Origin of the sequence: Altererythrobacter sp. BO-6 (genome assembly GCF_011047315.1) — a bacterium.
Lineage (GTDB): Bacteria > Pseudomonadota > Alphaproteobacteria > Sphingomonadales > Sphingomonadaceae > Erythrobacter.
Map to the genome: position 1 here is coordinate 644754 of NZ_CP049259.1, position 19635 is coordinate 664388.

Annotated in this window: 15 protein-coding genes and 2 tRNA genes; 9 read left to right on the forward strand and 8 right to left on the reverse strand. The window is 63.7% G+C overall.

Annotation, left to right across the window (positions count from 1 at the left end; translation table 11 throughout):
• Nucleotides 1-522: 522 nt before the first annotated feature.
• Complete coding sequence (locus G6N82_RS03165; RefSeq protein ID WP_165193643.1) at nucleotides 523-990, reverse strand: Lrp/AsnC family transcriptional regulator; 468 nt, start codon at nucleotides 988-990, stop codon at nucleotides 523-525.
• Nucleotides 991-1217: 227 nt separating this feature from the next.
• Between G6N82_RS03165 and G6N82_RS03170 the strand changes: the two genes are divergently transcribed.
• The 6 genes from G6N82_RS03170 to G6N82_RS03195 all read left to right on the forward strand — a co-directional run bounded on the left by G6N82_RS03170 (nucleotide 1218) and on the right by G6N82_RS03195 (nucleotide 7314).
• A complete protein-coding gene (locus G6N82_RS03170; protein ID WP_165193645.1) occupies nucleotides 1218-3023 on the forward strand; it encodes a histidine kinase dimerization/phospho-acceptor domain-containing protein in 1806 nt (601 codons plus the stop codon).
• A gap of 78 nt (nucleotides 3024-3101) precedes the next feature.
• Nucleotides 3102-3178 (forward strand) — tRNA-Ile (locus G6N82_RS03175).
• 42 nt (nucleotides 3179-3220) lie between these two features.
• A tRNA-Pro gene (locus G6N82_RS03180) sits at nucleotides 3221-3297 on the forward strand.
• Nucleotides 3298-3446: 149 nt separating this feature from the next.
• A complete protein-coding gene (locus G6N82_RS03185; protein WP_165193647.1) occupies nucleotides 3447-4721 on the forward strand; it encodes an MATE family efflux transporter in 1275 nt (424 codons plus the stop codon).
• Between the two features lie 56 nt (nucleotides 4722-4777).
• A complete protein-coding gene (locus tag G6N82_RS03190) occupies nucleotides 4778-6160 on the forward strand; it encodes a DUF1800 domain-containing protein (RefSeq protein WP_165193649.1) in 1383 nt (460 codons plus the stop codon).
• Nucleotides 6157-7314 (forward strand): DUF1501 domain-containing protein, encoded by a 1158-nt coding sequence (locus G6N82_RS03195; protein WP_346773749.1) that lies wholly within the window; start codon nucleotides 6157-6159, stop codon nucleotides 7312-7314. Before G6N82_RS03190 ends, G6N82_RS03195 begins: the two co-directional genes overlap by 4 nt.
• 71 nt (nucleotides 7315-7385) lie before the next feature.
• On the opposite strand, the gene G6N82_RS03200 is transcribed toward G6N82_RS03195, so the two are convergent.
• Complete coding sequence (locus tag G6N82_RS03200) at nucleotides 7386-9656, reverse strand: TonB-dependent receptor (protein WP_165193651.1); 2271 nt, start codon at nucleotides 9654-9656, stop codon at nucleotides 7386-7388.
• A 220-nt stretch (nucleotides 9657-9876) separates the two neighbouring features.
• Nucleotides 9877-11322, reverse strand: a complete 1446-nt coding sequence (locus tag G6N82_RS03205; protein ID WP_165193653.1) for a M28 family peptidase — start codon at nucleotides 11320-11322, stop codon at nucleotides 9877-9879.
• Nucleotides 11323-11437: 115 nt separating this feature from the next.
• Between G6N82_RS03205 and ettA the strand changes: the two genes are divergently transcribed.
• Nucleotides 11438-13111 carry an energy-dependent translational throttle protein EttA gene (ettA, locus tag G6N82_RS03210; protein WP_165193655.1) on the forward strand — a complete coding sequence of 558 codons (1674 nt, stop codon included), beginning with the start codon at nucleotides 11438-11440 and terminating at the stop codon, nucleotides 13109-13111.
• Nucleotides 13112-13660: 549 nt separating this feature from the next.
• Here the strand turns inward: ettA and G6N82_RS03215 are convergent.
• Both G6N82_RS03215 and G6N82_RS03220 read right to left on the reverse strand, forming a co-directional pair.
• The gene (locus G6N82_RS03215) at nucleotides 13661-14119 is read right to left on the reverse strand and encodes a hypothetical protein (RefSeq protein WP_165193657.1); all 459 of its coding nucleotides are present in this window, start codon (nucleotides 14117-14119) and stop codon (nucleotides 13661-13663) included.
• 12 nt (nucleotides 14120-14131) lie between these two features.
• A complete protein-coding gene (locus tag G6N82_RS03220) occupies nucleotides 14132-14713 on the reverse strand; it encodes a pyridoxamine 5'-phosphate oxidase family protein (RefSeq protein WP_165193659.1) in 582 nt (193 codons plus the stop codon).
• A gap of 180 nt (nucleotides 14714-14893) precedes the next feature.
• Between G6N82_RS03220 and G6N82_RS03225 the strand changes: the two genes are divergently transcribed.
• Nucleotides 14894-15904 carry an RcnB family protein gene (locus G6N82_RS03225; protein WP_241255173.1) on the forward strand — a complete coding sequence of 337 codons (1011 nt, stop codon included), beginning with the start codon at nucleotides 14894-14896 and terminating at the stop codon, nucleotides 15902-15904.
• Between the two features lie 85 nt (nucleotides 15905-15989).
• Here G6N82_RS03225 and G6N82_RS03230 read toward each other — a convergent pair whose 3' ends face one another.
• Nucleotides 15990-16547 (reverse strand): cytochrome b, encoded by a 558-nt coding sequence (locus G6N82_RS03230; protein WP_165193661.1) that lies wholly within the window; start codon nucleotides 16545-16547, stop codon nucleotides 15990-15992.
• A gap of 97 nt (nucleotides 16548-16644) precedes the next feature.
• On the opposite strand from G6N82_RS03230, the gene G6N82_RS03235 reads away from it, so the two are divergent.
• A complete protein-coding gene (locus G6N82_RS03235) occupies nucleotides 16645-17313 on the forward strand; it encodes a 2OG-Fe(II) oxygenase (RefSeq protein ID WP_165193664.1) in 669 nt (222 codons plus the stop codon).
• Between the two features lie 16 nt (nucleotides 17314-17329).
• Here the strand turns inward: G6N82_RS03235 and G6N82_RS03240 are convergent, their stop codons facing one another.
• Together G6N82_RS03240 and G6N82_RS03245 are read right to left on the reverse strand one after the other, a co-directional pair.
• A complete protein-coding gene (locus G6N82_RS03240) occupies nucleotides 17330-17866 on the reverse strand; it encodes a DUF1003 domain-containing protein (protein ID WP_165193666.1) in 537 nt (178 codons plus the stop codon).
• Between the two features lie 9 nt (nucleotides 17867-17875).
• On the reverse strand, nucleotides 17876-19507 hold the full coding sequence (locus tag G6N82_RS03245) for a lysine--tRNA ligase (protein WP_165193668.1): 1632 nt from the start codon (nucleotides 19505-19507) through the stop codon (nucleotides 17876-17878).
• Nucleotides 19508-19635: the final 128 nt, after the last annotated feature.

Sequence of the window (19635 nt, forward strand, 5' to 3'; positions counted from 1 at the left end):
GCCCGCCAGTTTGTCTCGGCAACTTTGCGAGAATGGTTAGGGCCCGCCAACAATGGGCCAGCTTTCGGAATCACTTCCTTCACTGCACATGTATGGAGCGCTATTGCAGACCGATGCTTGATCCATAATTGAGCGAACACTCCTAACCCTATCGCATGGAGATAAAGGTGCAGGTTCAAGCACAATCTGCGGTGGTACAAGAAACTGGCTGGTTCCCTCCAAGATCTCAGCGAGTTTTGAATCTGAGATCACGTTATCCTCAGTGTCAGTCCGCAGTCTAACTTTGCCCTCCTCGTCGAGGACAAAAACCAAGACTACAAGCAAATGCTGCAACCCGTCTTGCTCAGTCCGCCAATGTTTCAACGGTGTCGAACAGCTCGTTTCGTACGTACCAGGATTTGAGTCGCAACTGGCGAGGATCAATAGCGAGATCGCTGCTATAGTGGCTCGCATATCCAAATGTTGCCATTGCGCAAGTGATTGCGCAACGTCCGCTTTCCACCGACTAGCGGACATAAAGCCCTAGCTTTCCAGCGGTACGCCCGGCTCGTGCTTGGCGGTGCGGATCGTCAGCGAAGTCTTGACGCTTTCCACATTGGGCGCAGGCGTCAGCTTGCTGGTGAGGAATTCCTGGAAGCTCTGCAAATCCTTGCTAACGACCTTCAGGATAAAATCGATTTCGCCATTGAGCATATGGCATTCGCGCACTTCGGGCAGCTCCTTCATATGCTCCTCGAACTCGCGCAGCGCGCTTTCCGCCTGGCTCTTCAGGCTCACCATGGCGAAAACCGTGATCGCAAAGCCCAGTTTCGAGGCATCAAGATCGGCGTGATAGCCCTTGATCACCCCGTCTTCCTCAAGCCCGCGCACCCGGCGCAGGCACGGCGGCGCTGTCAGCCCCACACGCTGGGCCAGTTCGACATTGGTCACGCGCCCTTCACGCTGCAATTCGGCCAGCAAGCGGCGGTCGATCTCGTCCAGATTGGCCATACATTGCGCCTTTCGACTGAAAACGGCCGCGATTCGGGCCGGTTTGCAACAGATGCGCCCTTTTTACGGGGTCAAAGCTAATATTATTGTTCCTGCCAGCAATTGTCCCGCTTTGCAACGCATCGACAAACGCTCTCCGCAAGGAGGTGATCTTGCTGATAGGGCATAATCGAGGCGCATAGTAAGCGCCGCATTACCAGCGCGATCTGCGCGTGCCCGGAGAAGCGATGTTCTTTGATGACCGCCTTGCCACTGTGTTGCGCCACCGCGCCACCAGCGAGCGGGGCGCGCGCACGCAATTCCGGCAGCTGCTCGACCTCCTGGGCAATCGCAAATATGGCCGCGATGACAGCTTGATCGCCGCCGCCTGGCTGCGGCTGGGCGCGCTGGGCGAAATGATCCCGCCGGCTGACCGGGCGCGGATGATCCGAGAGCCGGGCTGGCGCTTCCGCAATCCGCAGCTGGCCGCGCATCTGGCGGAAGACGAGCCCGAAGTGGTTTCCGCCGCGCTCTCCCGCGCCGACCTTACCGAAGATGACTGGACGGCGCTCATCCCGCGCCTGCCGATCCGCGCGCGCGGCTTCCTGCGGCTGCGGCGCGACTTGCCGCCCGGTGCGGAAATGCTGCTTGAACGGCTGGGCATCCATGATCGCGGCCTGCCGCAACCCGCCGCGCAGAACGACACGCTCGAACTGGGCGAAGCGCAGCAGGTCGAGGACGATTTCGAAGCTCCGCCGATCCCCGAACCGGAGCCCGCTCTGCCGGAAGCAGGCGCCGCTCGCCCGCAGCCCGCCATGCGCCGCGCCCGGCCAATTCCGCCCTCGCCCGGCAGCGCCGACGAAAAGAGCGAGATTGCCGCACTGGTCGAGCGGATCGCACAGTTCCGTCGCGACCATACCAGCGAGCCGCTGGCGAGCGACTTGTCGCCCCGGTTGCCGCTGGGCGAGCGCGAACCGCGGCGCGAGCATGCCGTGTCCGGCTTCGCCTTTACCTGCGACGTCGATGGACGGATCGATTGGGCTGAGCCAGAGGTAGCCCCCATGGTTGTTGGCACGCGCCTGTTCGAGCGCGGGGCCATCAGCGCCCCCGGCCAGGCGGACGCCATCGCAGCCAGTTTTGCCACGCAACAACCGATCGCATCGGAGCTTCGCACGCTCGATGGTGCCGCGGCGATCCGCGGCGAATGGGTGGTGGACGCGCATCCGCGCTTCTCGCGCGCAGGCGGCCGGTTTCTTGGCTATGCCGGCCGGTTCCGCCGCCCCTTCGACCCGGACCAAATGGCCGGCGGCGCACCTTCCGAAGCCGAACGCCTGCGCCAGCTGCTGCACGAATTGCGCACGCCGGTGAACGCGGTGCAAGGCTTTGCCGAACTGATCCACCAGCAGCTCTATGGCCCGGTGCCCAATGCCTATCGCGCGCTGGCCGCCTCGATCGCGGGTGACGCCGCCAGCATCCTTGCCGGTTTCGACGAGCTTGACCGGCTGGCAAAGCTCGAAAGCGGGGCAACGGCCATTGCCGGCGGCAAGACCGACTTTGTTGCGCTCATCCAGCGGATGACGGGGCAACTGTCGCAGGTGCTGGCGCCGCGCATGGCCGGGATCGAGCTTGATCCGGGCGATGCGCGCGCACTGTGGGTCGAGATCGATCCCGAAGAGGCTGAGGCGCTCGCCTGGCGCCTGCTGGCGACGCTCGCCGGCGCTGTCGATTCAGGCGAGAAACTCGCAGCAGAGATCGGGGCCGATAGCGATACGGCGCGGCTGTGGTGCCAGGTCCCGGCCCGACTGAACGCCGAAGACGAACTGTTCGCTGCGCAGGTCAAACCCGATGCCAGCGGCCTCAGCGCGGGCCTGTTCGGCGCCGGGTTCAGCCTGAGATTGGGGCGGGCGGAAGCGCGCGGCGCGGGCGGCAATCTGGTGCAGGACGGGGATCGCATCTGCCTCAGCCTGCCGCTGGCCGCCGTCGCCATGGGCGATCCGAAAGGAGCCGGCGAAAGTCCTGGCGATGCGGCCGACCGAGGCATGGCCGCGCAATAATGCCGCGAGTGCATTCAGCGCGCTTGTTTCGCGCGATGTTGCATTGTAGGGGCCTTCGCGCATCGCACGCCGCTGCATGGGCCTGTAGCTCAGTTGGTTAGAGCTGGCCGCTCATAACGGCTAGGTCGCGGGTTCGAGTCCTGCCGGGCCCACCAGCGGCGGCGGAACTTGGGTTCGCAGCGATGCGCGAAATCGGTCGGGGAGTGGCGCAGCCTGGTAGCGCACCTGTTTTGGGTACAGGGGGTCGCTGGTTCGAATCCAGTCTCCCCGACCAGTTTTCGCTAGACAAGTCTGTCCGGGGGACAGACTTGCGCGAATACTCCCAACCGCAAGGACGGGAGGAAGCAAGGAGCAACGCCCATCTCCTCCCGCGCTACTCCCACCCTTGAAACCCGCGCGATCTGGGCGATCGCGATCCCTGCCATGCTGACCAATGTCGCCACCGCGCTGATCGGGATCGGCGACATGTGGATCGTCGGGCGGCTGGGCGATGCGCCGACGCAAGGCGCGGTGGATGTCGGCGCGCGGCTGTTCGCGGTGCTGTTTACGGTCATGAACTTCCTCAAGACCGGCACCACGGGATTGGTGGCGCAAGAGGGGACGCGCCGCGGCGCCGAAGCCCAGGCCGCCATGCTGGCGCGCGGGATCGCGGTAGGCTTGGCGATTGCTGCCATTCTCCTGCTGCTGAAGCCGCTGCTGATGCCCGCCCTGCTCGAAGCTCTGGGGGCAAAGGGCGAAGTGCTTGCCGCGGCCGGGATCTATGCCGAAATCCGTTACTGGACCGCGCCGGGGGTGATGCTCAATCTCGCGCTGGTCGGATTCCTCGTCGGCCGGCGGCAGATGCGCGCCGTGCTGATCATTGAGGTGATCTACAATGCGCTCAACGTCGCGCTCGGCCTGTTGCTGGCACTGCGGCTCGACTGGGGCATCGCCGGGATCGGCTGGTCGAGCTTCATCGCCGAATACGCCAAGCTCGCGATCCTCGCCGCGCTGGTGCTGCGCGGCGCAAGCGGGCACGCGCTGGTCGCTGCCCTGTTCGACCGCGCGGTGCTGAGCTGGGGGGCGCTGCGCCCCTTCCTCAGCGTCAATCGCGACCTGTTCCTGCGCACAGTGGTGCTGATGCTGGCGCTGGCCGCGATTACCCGCCTTTCTGCCGCGCGCGGGCCCGAAGTGCTCGCCGCCAATGGCATCATCTACCAGCTGTTCGTGTTCACGGCACTGCTGCTCGACGGGTTCGAGAACGCCGCACAAGTGCTCAATGGCGAGCGGCTGGGGGCGCAAGACCGAGCAGGCTTTGCTGCCTATTTTCGCGCGATCCTGTGGCGCGGGCTGGCCGCAGCCGCATTGGTTGCGGCAGGCTTCGCTATGCTGGCCGATCCGATCCTCCATAGCTTTGCCGCCACACCCGAGGTCGCGCGCATTGCTCAGGCGCAGGCGATCTGGCTGGCAATCATTCCCTTCGCCGGCGTCGCCAGTTTCGTGTTCGACGGCGTGTTCGTAGGCGCCAGCTGGACCCGCGCGATGCTGCTGTCGATGGCTGGAGCCGCCGTGGTGTTCGCGCTGGCACTGTGGCTCAGCTGGCCGCTGGGCAACCATGCGCTGTGGGGCAGTTTCGTGCTGTTCCTGCTGGTGCGCGCGGGACTGCAGGCAGCGCTGGTGCCGCGGCTGATGCGCCGGAGCTTTGCAACAGGCGGCTGACACAGCGTTACAATTTGCGACCTGACATTGACGCGCGAGCGGCGCATCATCGCGCCATGACAGCCGTAACCATCGCCTGGAACCGTTTTGGCCTGGGGGCGCGCCCGACCGACCGGCCACCTGCCGATCCCGCCCGATGGGTGATGTCCCAGCTCGAGCGCTTCGACGTCAGGCCCGCGGCGATAGCTGCCCGCCCCACCACCGCGGAGGGCGTGGCCGAACTCACCGAATTCCTGACCATGCGGCGGCAGGCGCGGCAGATGCAATCGGTCGATCCGATGGACAAGCCGAGCGCCACCGCCCGGCGCGACATCCAGCAATCGCTGATGGACGACATGGCCGCGCGCGGGCTCGTGGCGATCCAGAGCGATACGCCATTTGCCGAGCGGCTGGTGCATTTCTGGGCCAACCACTTCGCGGTGTCGGTCGCCAAGCGGCAGACATCGGGCCTGGTTGGGCCGCATGAATTCGAAGCGATCCGCCCGCATATCATGGGCTCTTTCCGCGACCTGCTGCAGGCTGCGGTGCTGCATCCGGCCATGTTGACCTATCTCGACCAGGCGCAATCAACCGGGCCAAACAGCCCGCTGGCGCAGCGCGCGGCGCGGCGGCAGGCGCGTGAAGCTGGGATCAACGAGAACCTCGCGCGCGAGATTATGGAATTGCATACTTTGGGCGTCGGCGGCGGCTATTCGCAGGCCGACGTCACCGAATTCGCCCGGGCGATGACCGGCTGGACCGTCGCGGGTCTGCCCCGCGCCCGGCAAGCCACCCTTCTGCCGAATTCCGCTGCCTGGGCCGGATACCAGCACGAGCCCGGCGCCAAGACCGTGATGGGGCGCCGCTACAATGAAGAAGGCGCCAAGCAATCGCTGGCGATGCTCGATCATTTCGCCACTCACCCATCGACCGCGCGCCATATCGCCACCAAGCTTGCGCGCCATTTCGCGTCCGACGATCCGCCGCCCGCCATGGTCGCGCGGCTGGAACGGGCATTCCTGGAAAGCAATGGCGATCTGCCGACGGTCTACCGCGCGCTGGTCGCCTCGCCTGAGGCATGGTCAAATGATGCGCCCAAGTTCCGCACGCCGTGGGACTGGTCGATCGCAGCGCTTCGTGCCGTCGGTATGGAGCAAATCCCGTCGCGTAATTTCGCGGGTATGCTGCGCGAATTGGGGCAGGTCTGCTGGGGCCCGGCGGCGCCCAAGGGCTATGACGATATCGCCGCCAGCTGGGCCGCGCCCGATGCGCTGATCCGGCGGGTCGAAGTGGCCGAGCGGCTAGCGCGGCAGGCAGGCCCGCGCGATGCGATGGCGCTGGCGCAAGCGCTGTTCCCCGACGCCCTCAACGATGGCACCGCCGCCGCGATCCGCCGCGCCGAAAGCGGCACGCAAGCCCTCGCGCTGCTGCTCGCCTCACCTGAAATGATGCGGAGATGACTATGCTCGATCGCCGATCCCTGTTAATCACTGGCGGTGCGGCCGGCGCACTGTTCGCGCTCTCTCCCGCGATCGCCTTTGCCCGCGCCGCGACCGAGCGGCGCCTGCTGTTCGTGCTCCAGCGCGGGGCGGCCGACGGGCTGGCCACGCTTGCTCCAGTGGGCGACCCTGATTTCGAGCGATTGCGCGGCCCGTGGGCCGAACAGGCACTGACCGGTGCCAGGGCCGACAGCTTCTTTACGATCCACCCGAACCTGAGCGCTGTAACGGGGCTGTATGCGTCCGGCGAAGCGGCCTTTGTCCATGCCACCGCTTCCTCCTATCGCGAGCGCTCGCATTTCGACGCGCAGAACCTGATCGAGTCTGGCGGGGCAAAGCCTTATGCGGTGCGCGACGGCTGGCTCAATCGGCTGGTCGGCATGTTACCGCCCGACGGCTCGCGCGCGTTGGCGCTGGCCCCGGCGATCCCGCTGGCGCTGCAAGGCGCCAATCGCACCAGCAGCTATGCACCAAGCAATTTGCCCGAAGCGAGCGCAGAGCTATCCGAGCGGGTGAGCGCGCTCTATTCCTCCGATCCGCTGCTTTCGTCGCTCTGGGAAGAGGCGCTGCGCACACGCGAAATGGCGGGCGACACCCAGATGCGCAATCTGCGCAATGCCCAGCAGACCGGGCAGCTCGCCGCATCGCTGATGAACGGGGCGGAAGGCGCACGGATCATGATGGTCGAGAGCAACGGGTGGGATAGCCACGCCGGGCAGCCCAACCAGATCGGCGGCGCGCTGGAGCGACTCGACGCCTTCCTCGGCGCCTTCCGCACCGCACTGGGCGAAAGCTGGCAGGATACGCTGGTGGTGGTCGCGACCGAATTCGGCCGCACAGCGAAGCCCAACGGCACCAATGGCACCGACCATGGCACAGCCGGCGCGGCCATGCTGATGGGCGGCACGGTAGCCGGCGGGCGGGTGATCGCCGACTGGCCCGGCTTGAAGCAGAACGACCTTTACGAAGCGCGCGACCTGATGCCCACGCTGGCGCTGGAGGCGGTGCTGGCGGGTGCCATCGCCGAGCATTTCTCGCTCGATCCCGCAAGGGCCATGGTCACGCTGTTCCCGGGCCGCTCCGCCACTGCCAAAACCGGTCTGCTGCGCACCTGATCGGGCCGCTGGAAAGAAAAGGGCTGCGCACCCGAAAGCGCGCAGCCCCTTTTTGCTTCAAGCGAAGCAGATCAGAACTTGATGCCGGCCTCGACACCCCAGATTCGCGGTTCGTTGACCATCGCGGTGAGGTTGTTGAAGTCGATCCCCGACACGGCCGAGACATCATTGGTGATGTTGCGACCGAAGAAGGCAATGTCATAGCGATCGGTGCGATAACCGAAGCGCAGCCCGCCCTCGAGCATGGAGTCGTCGCTGAACTCGACCGACTGGTAGAGGAAGAACTGCACCTTGGAGCGATAGGCCCAGTCGGTGAACAGGTAGATCTCGCCGTCCCAGCCGGGGATCTCCTCGGTCAGGCCGAGCGACCAGTTGGCGGTCCACTTGGGTGCCTGGGGCAGGCGGTTGCCGTCGATCGAGTAGATGTTGCTGCCGGGCGTGCGCTCAGGATCGAGCACGGTGCACGGCGCACCGCAACCCGCCACGAATGCAGTCGGATCGTTGATCTCGGTGTCGTTGTAGGACAGGCCGGCCGCGAATTCGACTCCTTCGATCGGGCGCGCTTGCAGCTCTGCCTCGAAGCCGAAACCCTTCACCTCATCCGCATTGAGCAGCGTGGTGAAGTTGTTGGTGCCGCCCACAGCGGTCAGCTGCAGGTCTTCGGTGGTGTAGTAGAACCCGCCGAGGTTGAAGCGCACCTTGCCGTCAGCCAGGATCGTCTTGACGCCCGCTTCGTAGCTCATCGTGGTTTCGCTGTCGGCCACCGAGATATCGCGACCGAACGCCAGGCGACCCTGGATCGACGGCGCGCGATAGCCGCGTGCCACGCGGGCATAGAGGTTCACGTCTTCCGAGGCAGGCATGGTTGCCGCCAGGTCCCAGGTCAGCACGCTGTCGCTCACCGAGGTCGAAATCGGTGCAACCGGCCCGCCGAAGCCGAGGAAGCCCGGACGCGTGTCGATCGGGCGCGAGGCGGTGAAGTCGCGGCTGTCGTCATTGTAGCGCAGGCCGCCCTGCAGGCGCAGGCCGTTGTCGAACTGGTAGAACAGCGAGCCGAAAACACCCCACGCGTCACTGTCCTGCCGCTGCAGGGCCACAGCAGCCGGAGTGGCATCGGTGGGCGCGCCGAAGTCGAAGCTTTCGATGTCCAGCTTCTCGTTGAAGTAGAACACGCCCGCCTGATAGCCGAGCGGGCCGCCATCGTTCGAGGCGATCCGTACTTCCTGCGTGAACTGGTCGAGGCTGGGGACATTGTCCTGCGACTGGGCCGAGAAGGGAATGAAACCCGGGCCCATGGTGGGAGCAAACTGGTTGCCAAAGCCGCCGTCGATATCGCCGCGGCTGAACAGTTCGGCATTCCAGTAGCTGGTGACCGAAGTCAGCGTGACGGCGCCGAAATCATACTCCAGCACACCGCCGAGGTTGTAGCTCTTGAGGTTCTGGAAATTGATCCCGTCGGCGCGCACTTCGTCGCGCTTGAATTCGGTGGTCGGACCGCCCAGGCCGATCAGATCATTGCTGCCTGGCGCAAAGGCATTGGCGCGAAATACGCGCGCGGTGCCATCAAGATCGCGATACTGGCCGATCAGGCGCAGCGACAGCGCATCGATCGGATCGAACTGCACCTGCAGGCGCAGCGCGAATTCGTCGAACCCTTCAAGGTTATTCTTGCCCGGCTCGTCGAGATTGTCGACCCAGTCGCCGCGGCTCTGATAGATGCCCGAAGCGCGCACTGCGACGGTGTCGCTCAGCTGGCCGCCAACCGCGCCTTCGACATTGATCGTGTCGAAGCTGCCATAGCTACCCCGGACGTAATTCTCGCCCTTGCCCGGCTTGACGGTGTCGAACTTGACGATCCCGGCGGGCGTGTTGCGGCCGAACAGCGTGCCTTGCGGACCGCGCAGCACTTCCACGCGGTCAAGGTCGAACACCGGGAAGCCCTTCAGCACCGGGTTTTCCAGCACCACATCGTCATAGACCAGGCTGACCGGCTGCGACGCGTTGAGGTCAAAGTCCGTGTTACCGAGACCGCGGATGTAGAAGCGCGGGAAAGTGCGGCCGAACGAGCTTTCGATGTTGAGGCTGGGCACGCGGCCTGACAGCGCGCGGATGTCCGCCCCCGCGCTGGTGGCTACCTGCAGCGCCTCGCCGCCGAGCGTGCCGACGGAAACGGGGATTTCCTGCAGGTTTTCCTCGCGCCGCTGAGCGGTCACCAGGATCACACCGACGCCGGTATCGGCTTCAGCGGCTGCAGCATCTTGCGCCATGGCGGGCGCGGCGGAGAAAAGGGTGGCGGCGATCGCAGCGCTGGCTGCGGTGCCAAGAAAACGGGTGGTGCGCATGATATCTTGCCCTGTCTTGCGGAACCGGCCTGCGCGAAACGGAGAGAGGCAGCACCGGCCCCAGTTGGTGGGACCCGGCCGGGTTTTCCCGACTTCGCCCGCGCTCTTGCGTTAAAAGTCCGCCACGTCAATTTGGGGTTGCCTGAGTCATAGCGCTATTCTGTAATGCGTTGCGATTAGGCAACGGGTGCTTGTGCAGAATTATCACGATACCTTGCGTTCAACGATTCATTATTGCCGGGGCATCAGAAGGCGCAATCGTTTCCTTGATCGGGCCCGCTTCGTTGGCGAGGATTCCGACCACTTGCGCCCACACCGCGACATTCTGGCGCAGCTGTACCGGATCGATCTTGTCCAGCGTGTCATCGGGGGTGTGGTGCAGGTCGAAATAGCGGGTGCCATCCTGCTGCAGGTCGATCAGCGCGCCCCCCTGGTCGCGTACGATGTTGAGGTCCGCACCGCCGGTCGCGACTTTGGTGCCGCTGGATACGCCGAAGCGCGCCACCGCCGCAGCGATTTTTGCATGCAACGCCGGGTTGCTGTCGCGGAAATTGCTGTCGAAGCGCCAGATGCGGTCTGCGCCGAAATCGCTTTCGAGACCGACGGCGATCGGTTCGCCGATATGCGCCTTACTGTATGCGGTTGAACCATGCAGCCCGACCTCTTCGGCCCCGGCGAAGAGCACGCGGATCGTGCGCAGCGGCTGGCCGGTGTGCGACACATGCAGCGCAGCTGCCGCGATGATCGCGCAGCCCGCCGCATCGTCGAAAGCGCCGGGAGAATTCCACCAGCTGTCGAGATGGCAGGCCAGCAGCACCGGCGGCAGCGACGGATCGCTTCCGACGATCTCTCCCACCACATTGCCGCTGGTCGTCACGCCCAGGTCACGCGGGGTGAGCGTCAGCTTCATGGTGATCGGCTTGCCTTTGGCCCGGGCAAACATCCGCTCAAGGTTCGCGGCATCGGGCAGGCTCAGCGCACCCGCCGGGATCAGAACCGCGCGGCCGACATCCGCGCCGCCACTGGCCGTCCGGAAGGTCGTGCCGCCGGTATGCGGGTTGCGGTGCCAGTCCGTCCCGATCGACTTGATGACGGTTGCGACCGCACCCTTGCTCGCGGCAATTCCCGCCCCAACCCAGCGCGCCGGGCCGGCAAAGCCGTACTGGCTGCCATCCTGTGTCCGCGTCATCGAATGACTGATATAGGCGATCTTGCCTTTCAGGCTGCCTTCGGGCGCCGCGCGCAGATCGTCGACGGTGCGGAAGAACACAACTTCGGCGGTGATCCCGTCCGCACCCGTAGAGGCGCTGCCGCCCAGCGGCTGCACCACCAGCGGCTGCGGGAACGGGCTGACAATCTCGGCCTTGTGCACATCGCCTGGCACCCAGGTCTGCATTTCGAACGGTTCGTCCGCGACATTGCGGAACCCATTGGCCTTGAGCCATGCCACCGCCCAGTCGCGACCGCGCTTCTCGGCTTCGGTACCCGCCTGGCGCGGGCCGACTTCAGTGGTGATGCCCTCGACGAAATCCCAGGCAATGCCGTCCTGTGTCAGCGTGGCATCGGCCATGCCCTCAAGCGACATCGCCGTGTCATTGGCAAAGGTTGTGGCGGAAAGCGAAAGCGCGGCGATGGCGACCATCTGCGCATAAAGGGCTGTTTTCATGACCTTGCCTGCTATCCGCGCCGCTCGGCCAAGTCCAGCTTGCCCTTGCCCCGCGCAATCCCTATCTGCGCAGCCAAATCCCGTTCACGCGAAATTCCCTTGAAGGACGACCCCGATGGCCGCGCAATACGCCTTTGTCATGAAGAACATGACCAAGACTTTCCCCGGTGCCCAGAAGCCGGTGCTGAACAATATCAACCTGCAGTTCTACCAGGGTGCCAAGATCGGCATCGTCGGACCGAACGGCGCGGGTAAATCGACGCTGATCAAGATCATGGCCGGGATCGACAAGGATTTCACCGGCGAGGCGTGGCCGGGCGAGAACATCACCGTCGGCTATCTCGAGCAGGAGCCCGAGCTCGACCCGACCAAGACCGTGCTCGAAAACGTGCGCGAAGGCGCCAAGGAAACCGCTGACCTGGTTGCACGCTTCAACGAAGTCAGCGCGCTGATGTGCGAGCCCGACGCCGATTTCGACGCGCTCGGCGCGGAAATGGGCGAATTGCAGGACAAGATCGACGCGGTTGACGGGTGGACGCTCGACAACCAGCTCGAAGTGGCGATGGAGGCCCTGCGCTGTCCGCCGGGCGACTGGCCGGTCACCGACCTGTCGGGCGGTGAAAAGCGCCGCGTCGCGCTCACCCGCCTGCTGATCCAGAAGCCCTCGATCCTGCTGCTCGACGAACCGACCAACCACCTCGATGCCGAAAGCGTCCAGTGGCTTGAAAACCACCTCAAGGAATATGCCGGTGCGGTGCTGATGATCACCCACGACCGCTACTTCCTCGATAACGTTGTGGAATGGATCCTCGAGCTCGATCGCGGTTCCTACTACCCCTACGAAGGCAACTACTCGACCTATCTCGAGAAGAAGGCCAAGCGCATGGATCAGGAAAGCCGCGAGGAATCGGGCAAGCAGAAGGCCCTGCAGCGCGAGCTCGAATGGATCCGGCAGACACCGGCCGCGCGCCAGACCAAGTCCAAGGCGCGTATCCGCAAGTTCGAAGAACTGCAGAACAGCCAGGACAACCGCCAGGTCGGCAAGGCGCAGATCGTGATCCAGGTGCCCGAACGCCTGGGCGGCAAGGTGATCGAGGCCAAGGGCATCTCCAAGGCCTATGGCGACAAGCTGCTGTTCGAGGACCTCAGCTTCACCCTGCCTCCCGGCGGCATCGTCGGCGTGATCGGGCCGAACGGCGCGGGTAAATCGACCCTGTTCAAGATCCTGACCGGAAAGGAAACGCCCGACAGCGGCACGATCGAGATCGGCTCGACGGTGCGGCTGGGCTATGTCGACCAGAGCCGCGACCACCTCGACCCGAAAAAGAACGTGTGGGAGGAAATCTCCGATGGGCTCGATTACATGAAGGTCAACGGGCAGGACATGAGCACGCGTGCCTATGTCGGCGCGTTCAACTTCAAGGGCGCGGACCAGCAGAAAAACGTCGGCAAGCTGTCAGGCGGTGAGCGCAACCGCGTCCACATGGCCAAGATGCTCAAGGAAGGCGGCAATGTGCTGCTGCTGGACGAGCCGACCAACGACCTCGACGTCGAAACGCTCGCCGCGCTCGAAGACGCGATCGAGAATTTCGCCGGCTGCGCCGTGGTCATCAGCCACGACCGCTTCTTCCTCGACCGCCTGGCGACCCACATCCTTGCGTTCGAAGGCAACAGCCATGTCGAATGGTTCGAAGGCAACTTCGAAGCTTACGAGGAAGACAAGCGCCGCCGGCTTGGCGACGCGGCGGATCGCCCGACGCGATTGGCGTACAAGAAGCTGACGCGCTGATTCGCGGCCAATTGAAGTAAAGCGGGATCCCGGCTCGGAGGCCGGGATGACGCACAGGAGACGATGCTCTAAGCCATCACCGTCACCCCGGACTTGATCCGGGGTCCCGCTTCTTGATTGAAATTCGAAACAGACAAGAAAAGCGGGATACCGGGTCAAGCGCGAGCCTCAATCCCCCAACGCACTGCTACACCGCTGCGCTTGCCGCTGAGCCGCGCCACCCAAGTAGCGCCACGGCGGTTTTCCTACTCCACAGCAGGAGCATATGTGTGAGGCATGAAGCCCTGCCCAACTGCCGCAGCTTGCACGCGATTTGCGCCAACCGGGAAAGGTGACACCTCCGCGGCCGGATTCGACCGTCAAGAAACTGATTTACATTATTTTTCCGCAGCGCAGATATTTTTCAAAAGGCGCACTTCGGTGTTCCACCTGGGGCGAGATTCAGCACCAACCCCGCTTGGTGCGTGTGCGCGACATGCACCAGGGAATCACCCTATCGTATGGCGACAGGATCTCTCCGGGGAAAAGTGGAGCCCCGAATTCTGCCCTTCAAACTTCGGTGAGCGTCAATGCTACATTGGCAGCATCGTGCGATGCGGCATGCCGGTAGACCGGCGTATCGGCCATCCATGCCAGGAATTCGTCGAGCTGGGCAAGGCTGTGACACCAGCGATTGCCGGTTCTCTCAAGCCCAACCCCTGCGTCCGGTGGAAAGCGGAAAGCAAGCGACAATTGCAGGAACACCAGTTCGCCGTCCTCATCGGAAGGATCGTCAAGATCAACCCAAATGACTTGCCGGGTCATGTCGACCTCTATTCCGTCCGGCCTACTGCTCCACTGGAACAACAGCATGTCACCGTCAGCCTCCATTGGCTCGGCATCCAGCGGGCGCTCTGCACGGTACCAGTCGGCCATTGCCGCAAATCCAGCACGCGGCCCCAACCGGGCCGGATCAATTCCGATATGGCGGCGGAACGCGGCTTCCATCTCATCACGGGTGAAGGCCATGATGTTCTCCACCTAGGGCGCGACCCAGCGCGCGGCCCAGCTACTCCCGTCACGCACAAACTGCGCCCGCACATGGCCGTCATGCGCGAGGTGGAACCAGTCGAGGCTGTCGAGTTCGACCAGCAATATCGCGAAATTTTCCCGCGCAGGCATTACCTGCTCGTCGGTCGGCTGGATCCCTTCGGCCCAGTCGGGCAGGCCGGAAGTCGGCGCGTCGGACAGGGCGCCCGGACCATCGCCGAGATAGCAGCGGCGCGCGTAATTGTTGCTTTCTTCCCATGCCTGCTGAACCAGCGGCGTGTCCGTCTCGATCCGTCCCCGCCCACGCAACCGCAACTGCACCTTCGCATCACGGTCATAACCCAGCACGCCGACCGGCGATCCGGCCCCGATCACATGGCACTTGGGCGAGCGGACATCGGTGTGGAAGCGCAGCGTCCACGCGTCGGCATCGAAGGCACGCAGCACCATCACCCGCGCATCGGCATCGGCCGTCGCCACCACCAGCGTGTGCAGCGGCGACTTGCGGTCCGCCGCCGCCTGACCCAGCCGCGCGGCGATATCGGCGCGGATATCATCGAAGGTCTCGAACATGCTCAGCGCCATCGCCCCGCCGCGCCGGTAAGTCAATCCGGCGATAATCGTTCAGGCTATTGCCCGCAAACATTAACGGGAGGCTACGCAGCCGGTTCAGTTTGAAGACAGCGGGCGAATCGTAACAAGGCGTATCAACGGGGCCGCATGTGGTGGAGCGGCATGAACAGGAGCCGATCCATGAAGACTGCCAGACTGATGAAAGGAAGCGCCTTCACCGCCATTGCTGCGGCGCTTGCCTTTACCGCTATGCCCAGTGCCGCCGAAGCGCAGGAGCGCGAGCGCACCACGGAAACCCGCGGTGGCGATCCGATCAATATGCGCGAGATGCGCCAGCAGATGCAGCAAAACCGGCAGCAGAGCCGCCAGGAACGCCGCAGTAATGGCGGCGAGGCCCGGCAGGAGCGCCGCAGCAACGGCGGCGAGGCACGGCAGGAGCGCCGCGAAGTTCGTGCCGAATCCCGCCAGGGCGGCGAAAATCGCGGCTTCGAGCAGCGCAGCGAACGCCGCGCCGACGTCGCCACCGAACGCAGCACACGCGAGTGGAATCGCGGCGACAGACGCGAGCAGCGTGCCGTCGAGCAAACCCGCAACCGCAGCTACGCCGATGGCGAACGCAATCGCAGCTATCGCGATGATCGCCGCGATGACCGCAGGGTCGAGCGCCGCGAAGATCGGCGCGCAGACTGGCGCGACAATCGTGACGATCGGGTGCGCGACATTCGCCGCGATGCCTATCGCGACGGGCGCCGCGACGAGCGCAACCGCGACCGCTACGAAGACCGGCGTATCTATCGCGATGGCTATCGCGACGGGCAGCGCCATGTCTATCGGGATCGGCGCTACTATGATCGCGGCCATTATTCCGGTCGGTACGATCGTTGGGATCGTAAGCGGTGGCGCAACCACCACCGGTATGACTGGTACAATTATCGCCACTCGCACCGAAATGTCTTCCGCCTGGGACGTTACTACGCGCCCTATCGCAGCCACTATTACAGCCGGATCAGCATCGGATTCTATCTTGATGGCTTGTTCTTCGGCTCACGCTACTGGATCAACGATCCGTGGCAATATCGCCTGCCGGACGTCTACGGCCCCTATCGCTGGGTGCGCTATTACGACGATGTCCTGCTGGTTGATATTTACACCGGTGAAGTGGTGGACGTGATCTACGATTTCTTCTGGTAAAGCCATCGATGCATACTGGCCGGTTGCGCATTCCGGCCAGCAATTGCCCCCGCCCGCTCCGGCAGGCGGGGGTCTTGTTTCGGTATCAGGCCTTCGGTTCGCCGAAGGGCAGCATGCGGAATAGATTGCCGTCCTTGTCGATCACCATGTGCTTGAGCGTGCCGAGGATATGAACCGCCACGAGGATCAGCAGCAGCGCGCCTGCCGCTCCATGCTGCTCGAACGTGGCCTTGGCCTGCTCAGGATTGACCTCAACCGGCAGCGGCGGAAGCGAGAAGATTCCGAACACGCTGATGGGCGCGCCATATTGCGACATCGCCATCCATCCGCCCAACGGCATCACCAGCAGGAGGACAAAGAAAAGGGTGTGGACTATCCGCGCCAGCCAACGTTCCCATGTCGCCAAATGGCTCGCCAGCGGTGCCTTGCCGCCAGTAAAGTGAACCACCAGCAGGGCCACCGCGAGCACCCACAAGGTTATCCCGATCGAGAAATGATTGGCCATGATCGCCCGGCCAGCTTCTTCCGTTTCGGCCTTTTCGGCCGTCTCGCGGATCAGCCAGTTGGCGATCACTCCCGCGGCAATAAGCCAATGCAGCACCATCGCAGCCCCGCTGTAACGCTTTGAATTTGTCTCGGTCATGACCCAATTCTCCCCACTAACGAGATGCGCATAGTAATCGAACGCTCGCCGCGGGCAAGCGCTTGCACCGAGTCGCTCCTTTGCTAACAAGCGCGTGATGGCCAAGACCGAAGTCATACCCGACCAGGATGCGCTCAAGCGTGTGGGAGCAGAAGTCCGAAGGCGGATCGCCGCGGATCCACGCGCTTACAAAGTCGAAACCGACGTAGCCGAAATCTTCGCCTTCGGGGATTTCCTTACCGCTGCGGAATGCGAGCAGCTGTGTCTGATGATCGACCTGACTGCCAAGCCGTCCACCTTGCACGAACAGGATTATTCGAGCGGTTTCCGCACTTCCTATTCGGGCGACCTCGATCCTTACGATCCTTTCGTGAAAGGCATTTCCCGCCGGATCGATGACCTGCTGGGGATGAACCCGGTGTGCGGAGAAGCAATCCAGGGGCAACGCTACCTGCCTGGGCAACAATTCAAGCCGCACAATGACTGGTTCTACACCACAGAAAAATATTGGGAGCTTGAGCGCAAGCGCGGGGGGCAGCGCAGCTGGACCGCGATGGCTTACCTCAACGAGGTTGAGGAAGGCGGCGCCACGCATTTCACGCAGGCCGGGCTCAGCATCGCACCCAAGCCGGGGGTGCTGCTGGTGTGGAACAACGCGACGCTCGACGGCACGCCCAATGAAGGGACGATGCATGCCGGCACGCCGGTGGTCAAAGGCGCCAAATACGTCATCACCAAATGGTACCGGACGCGCGAATGGCGCTGACAGAGCTGGCGGATAGTTAAAGCTGGTCGTCTGGTCCCGATTCTGCAGGCACCTCTGTATGTTTCAGCTTGCCCGCCAATTTGTCGATCTTGCGCGACAGCCGTAGGATTTCGAGCTGGGTGCGCAGGTTGACCTCGTAATCGTGCCGCGCGGTAATGCGGTCCTTCTTCGCCTGCCGGTTCTGGCTCATGAGGATGATCGGCGCCTGCACCGCCGCCAGCGTGGACAGCATCAAATTGAGGAAGATGTAGGGGTATTCGTCGAACGGCTTGAACCCCATGTGCTCCAGCACGCGGCTGTTGATCAGCATCCAGCCGAACAGCACCACCGCGAACGCAATAATGAAGCCCCAGCTGCCGCCGACTGCGGCGACCCGGTCTGCCAGCCGGTCGCCGTAGCTGGCGTGGGCATGCGCCAGCTCATCTGCGTCGCGCCCGGTAAAGGTGCCTGAAGCGACCCGCTTGAGCACGCGCTGCTCGTCAGCCTCAAGGTCGTCATACTCGCGGCCGAGCAGATCGCGCGCCAGCTTGTGCGGATCGGCATCGCGAGTCATGCAGGCCTCCTAACGGTCAAGTGCCCCGGCAATCAGCTTACGGCTGTTTTCGACCCCGTAAAGCGCGATGAAGCTGCCCATCCGCGGCCCCTGTTCGCTGCCGAGCAAGGTTTCATAGAGACACTTGAACCAGTCGCGCAGGTTTTCGAAGCCAAATTCCTCACGCTTGCCGATTTCGTAGACGATGGTCTGGATTTCCTCGGCCGGCATATCCGGCGCGATCACCTGCAAGGCGCAGTCGAGCGCCTTCAGCGCATCGCGCTCCCCGTCAACGGGTGCGCGCTTTTTCAGCGTCGGCGCCACGAATTCGCGGTTATAGGCAAGCGCCGTCCCCACCAGCACGTCAAGTTCCGGATGCTTCGCCGGATCGGCATCCTCGACATAGTTGGCGAGATAGGACCATACGGCTTCGCGATCCGCCTCGGCCCCCAGCACGCCCACCAGGTTCAGCAACAGTCCATAGGTCACCGGCAGCGTGTCGCCCGCGCCCGGCGCCTCCTCCGCCTGCCAGCCGCCGTTGGCGCGCAGCAGGTGCCACACCGGATTGCCGAGCTGCTTGTCGAGTTCCTGCGTGGGCAAAGCCGCGCGGAACTGCCAGTAATCGTCCACCGCGCGCGGGATCACCCCGACATGCAGGCTCTTCGCGCTCTTGGGATTGGGGAAGATGTAGAAGCCCAGGCTCTCTTCGCTGCCATAGCTCAGCCATTCCTCGATCGTCAGGCCATTGCCCTTGGACTTCGAGATCTTCTCGCCCTTCTCGTCGAGGAACAGTTCGTAGATCAGGCCTTCGGGCTTCCGCCCGCCAAGCACCTCGACGATCTTGCCCGACTGCACGCCGCTATCGGTCAGGTCCTTGCCGTACATCTCGTAATCGACGCCCAGCGAATACCAGCGCATCGCCCAGTCGACCTTCCATTGCAGCTTGGCCGTGCCGCCCAGAACGGTTTGCTCCACGCTCGCGCCATTCTCGTCCTGAAAGCGGACCAGCCCCGCCTCCGGATCGACCACTTCGACCGGCACCTGCAGCACGCGCCCGGTGCTGGGCGAGATCGGCAGGATCGGCGAATAGGTGCGGCGCCGCTCCTCACGCAGCGTCGGCAGCATGATGTCGAGGATCGCCTGGTTCTTGCGCAACACCTGCTTCAGCGCCGCATCGAACCGGCCCGAATTGTACATGTCGTTCGCGGCGATGAACTCGTAATCGAAGCCGAACCGGTCAAGGAAGGCGCGCAGCATGGCATTGTTATGCGCCGCAAAGCTCTCATGCCCCTTTTCGAAGGGATCAGGAATGCGGCTGAGCGGCTTGCCCAGATGCTTCGCCAGCAGCGCCTGGTTGGGCACATTGTCGGGCACCTTGCGCAGCCCGTCCATGTCGTCGCTGAAGGCCACCAGCCGCGTTTTGCCGTCTTCGGGCTTCGCGCCGATCATCGCTTCGAATGCGCGGCGCACCAGCGTGGTCCGCAGCACTTCCTGGAAGGTGCCGATATGCGGCAGGCCGGACGGGCCATAGCCGGTTTCGAACAGCACCGGGCTGCCATCGGGCTTCACCCCGTCGGGATAGCGTTTGAGCAGCCGCTGCGCCTCCTGGAAGGGCCAGGCCTTGTTGACGCGTGCAGCGGCGATCAGATCATTCATGCTCATGCGCGCAGCCTGTTGCGCATGCGCGCGCATGTTGCAAGCGCGAACACCGGGGATGGAACACCGAAGCTACCTTTTTGAAAAAAACAGCGGTGCTGATTCCCTGTTTCTTATGAATGGTTTGTGCCGAT

What these genes read in the sequence shown, in the direction of transcription:
- G6N82_RS03165 (WP_165193643.1), bottom strand. Translation starts at nt 990, where the DNA reads ATGGCCAATCTGGACGAGATCGACCGCCGCTTGCTGGCCGAATTGCAG.
- G6N82_RS03170 (WP_165193645.1), top strand. Translation starts at nt 1,218, where the DNA reads ATGTTCTTTGATGACCGCCTTGCCACTGTGTTGCGCCACCGCGCCACC.
- G6N82_RS03185 (WP_165193647.1), top strand. Translation starts at nt 3,447, where the DNA reads ATGCTGACCAATGTCGCCACCGCGCTGATCGGGATCGGCGACATGTGG.
- G6N82_RS03190 (WP_165193649.1), top strand. Translation starts at nt 4,778, where the DNA reads ATGACAGCCGTAACCATCGCCTGGAACCGTTTTGGCCTGGGGGCGCGC.
- G6N82_RS03195 (WP_346773749.1), top strand. Translation starts at nt 6,157, where the DNA reads ATGACTATGCTCGATCGCCGATCCCTGTTAATCACTGGCGGTGCGGCC.
- G6N82_RS03200 (WP_165193651.1), bottom strand. Translation starts at nt 9,656, where the DNA reads ATGCGCACCACCCGTTTTCTTGGCACCGCAGCCAGCGCTGCGATCGCC.
- G6N82_RS03205 (WP_165193653.1), bottom strand. Translation starts at nt 11,322, where the DNA reads ATGAAAACAGCCCTTTATGCGCAGATGGTCGCCATCGCCGCGCTTTCG.
- ettA (WP_165193655.1), top strand. Translation starts at nt 11,438, where the DNA reads ATGGCCGCGCAATACGCCTTTGTCATGAAGAACATGACCAAGACTTTC.
- G6N82_RS03215 (WP_165193657.1), bottom strand. Translation starts at nt 14,119, where the DNA reads ATGGCCTTCACCCGTGATGAGATGGAAGCCGCGTTCCGCCGCCATATC.
- G6N82_RS03220 (WP_165193659.1), bottom strand. Translation starts at nt 14,713, where the DNA reads ATGTTCGAGACCTTCGATGATATCCGCGCCGATATCGCCGCGCGGCTG.
- G6N82_RS03225 (WP_241255173.1), top strand. Translation starts at nt 14,894, where the DNA reads ATGAAGACTGCCAGACTGATGAAAGGAAGCGCCTTCACCGCCATTGCT.
- G6N82_RS03230 (WP_165193661.1), bottom strand. Translation starts at nt 16,547, where the DNA reads ATGACCGAGACAAATTCAAAGCGTTACAGCGGGGCTGCGATGGTGCTG.
- G6N82_RS03235 (WP_165193664.1), top strand. Translation starts at nt 16,645, where the DNA reads ATGGCCAAGACCGAAGTCATACCCGACCAGGATGCGCTCAAGCGTGTG.
- G6N82_RS03240 (WP_165193666.1), bottom strand. Translation starts at nt 17,866, where the DNA reads ATGACTCGCGATGCCGATCCGCACAAGCTGGCGCGCGATCTGCTCGGC.
- G6N82_RS03245 (WP_165193668.1), bottom strand. Translation starts at nt 19,507, where the DNA reads ATGAGCATGAATGATCTGATCGCCGCTGCACGCGTCAACAAGGCCTGG.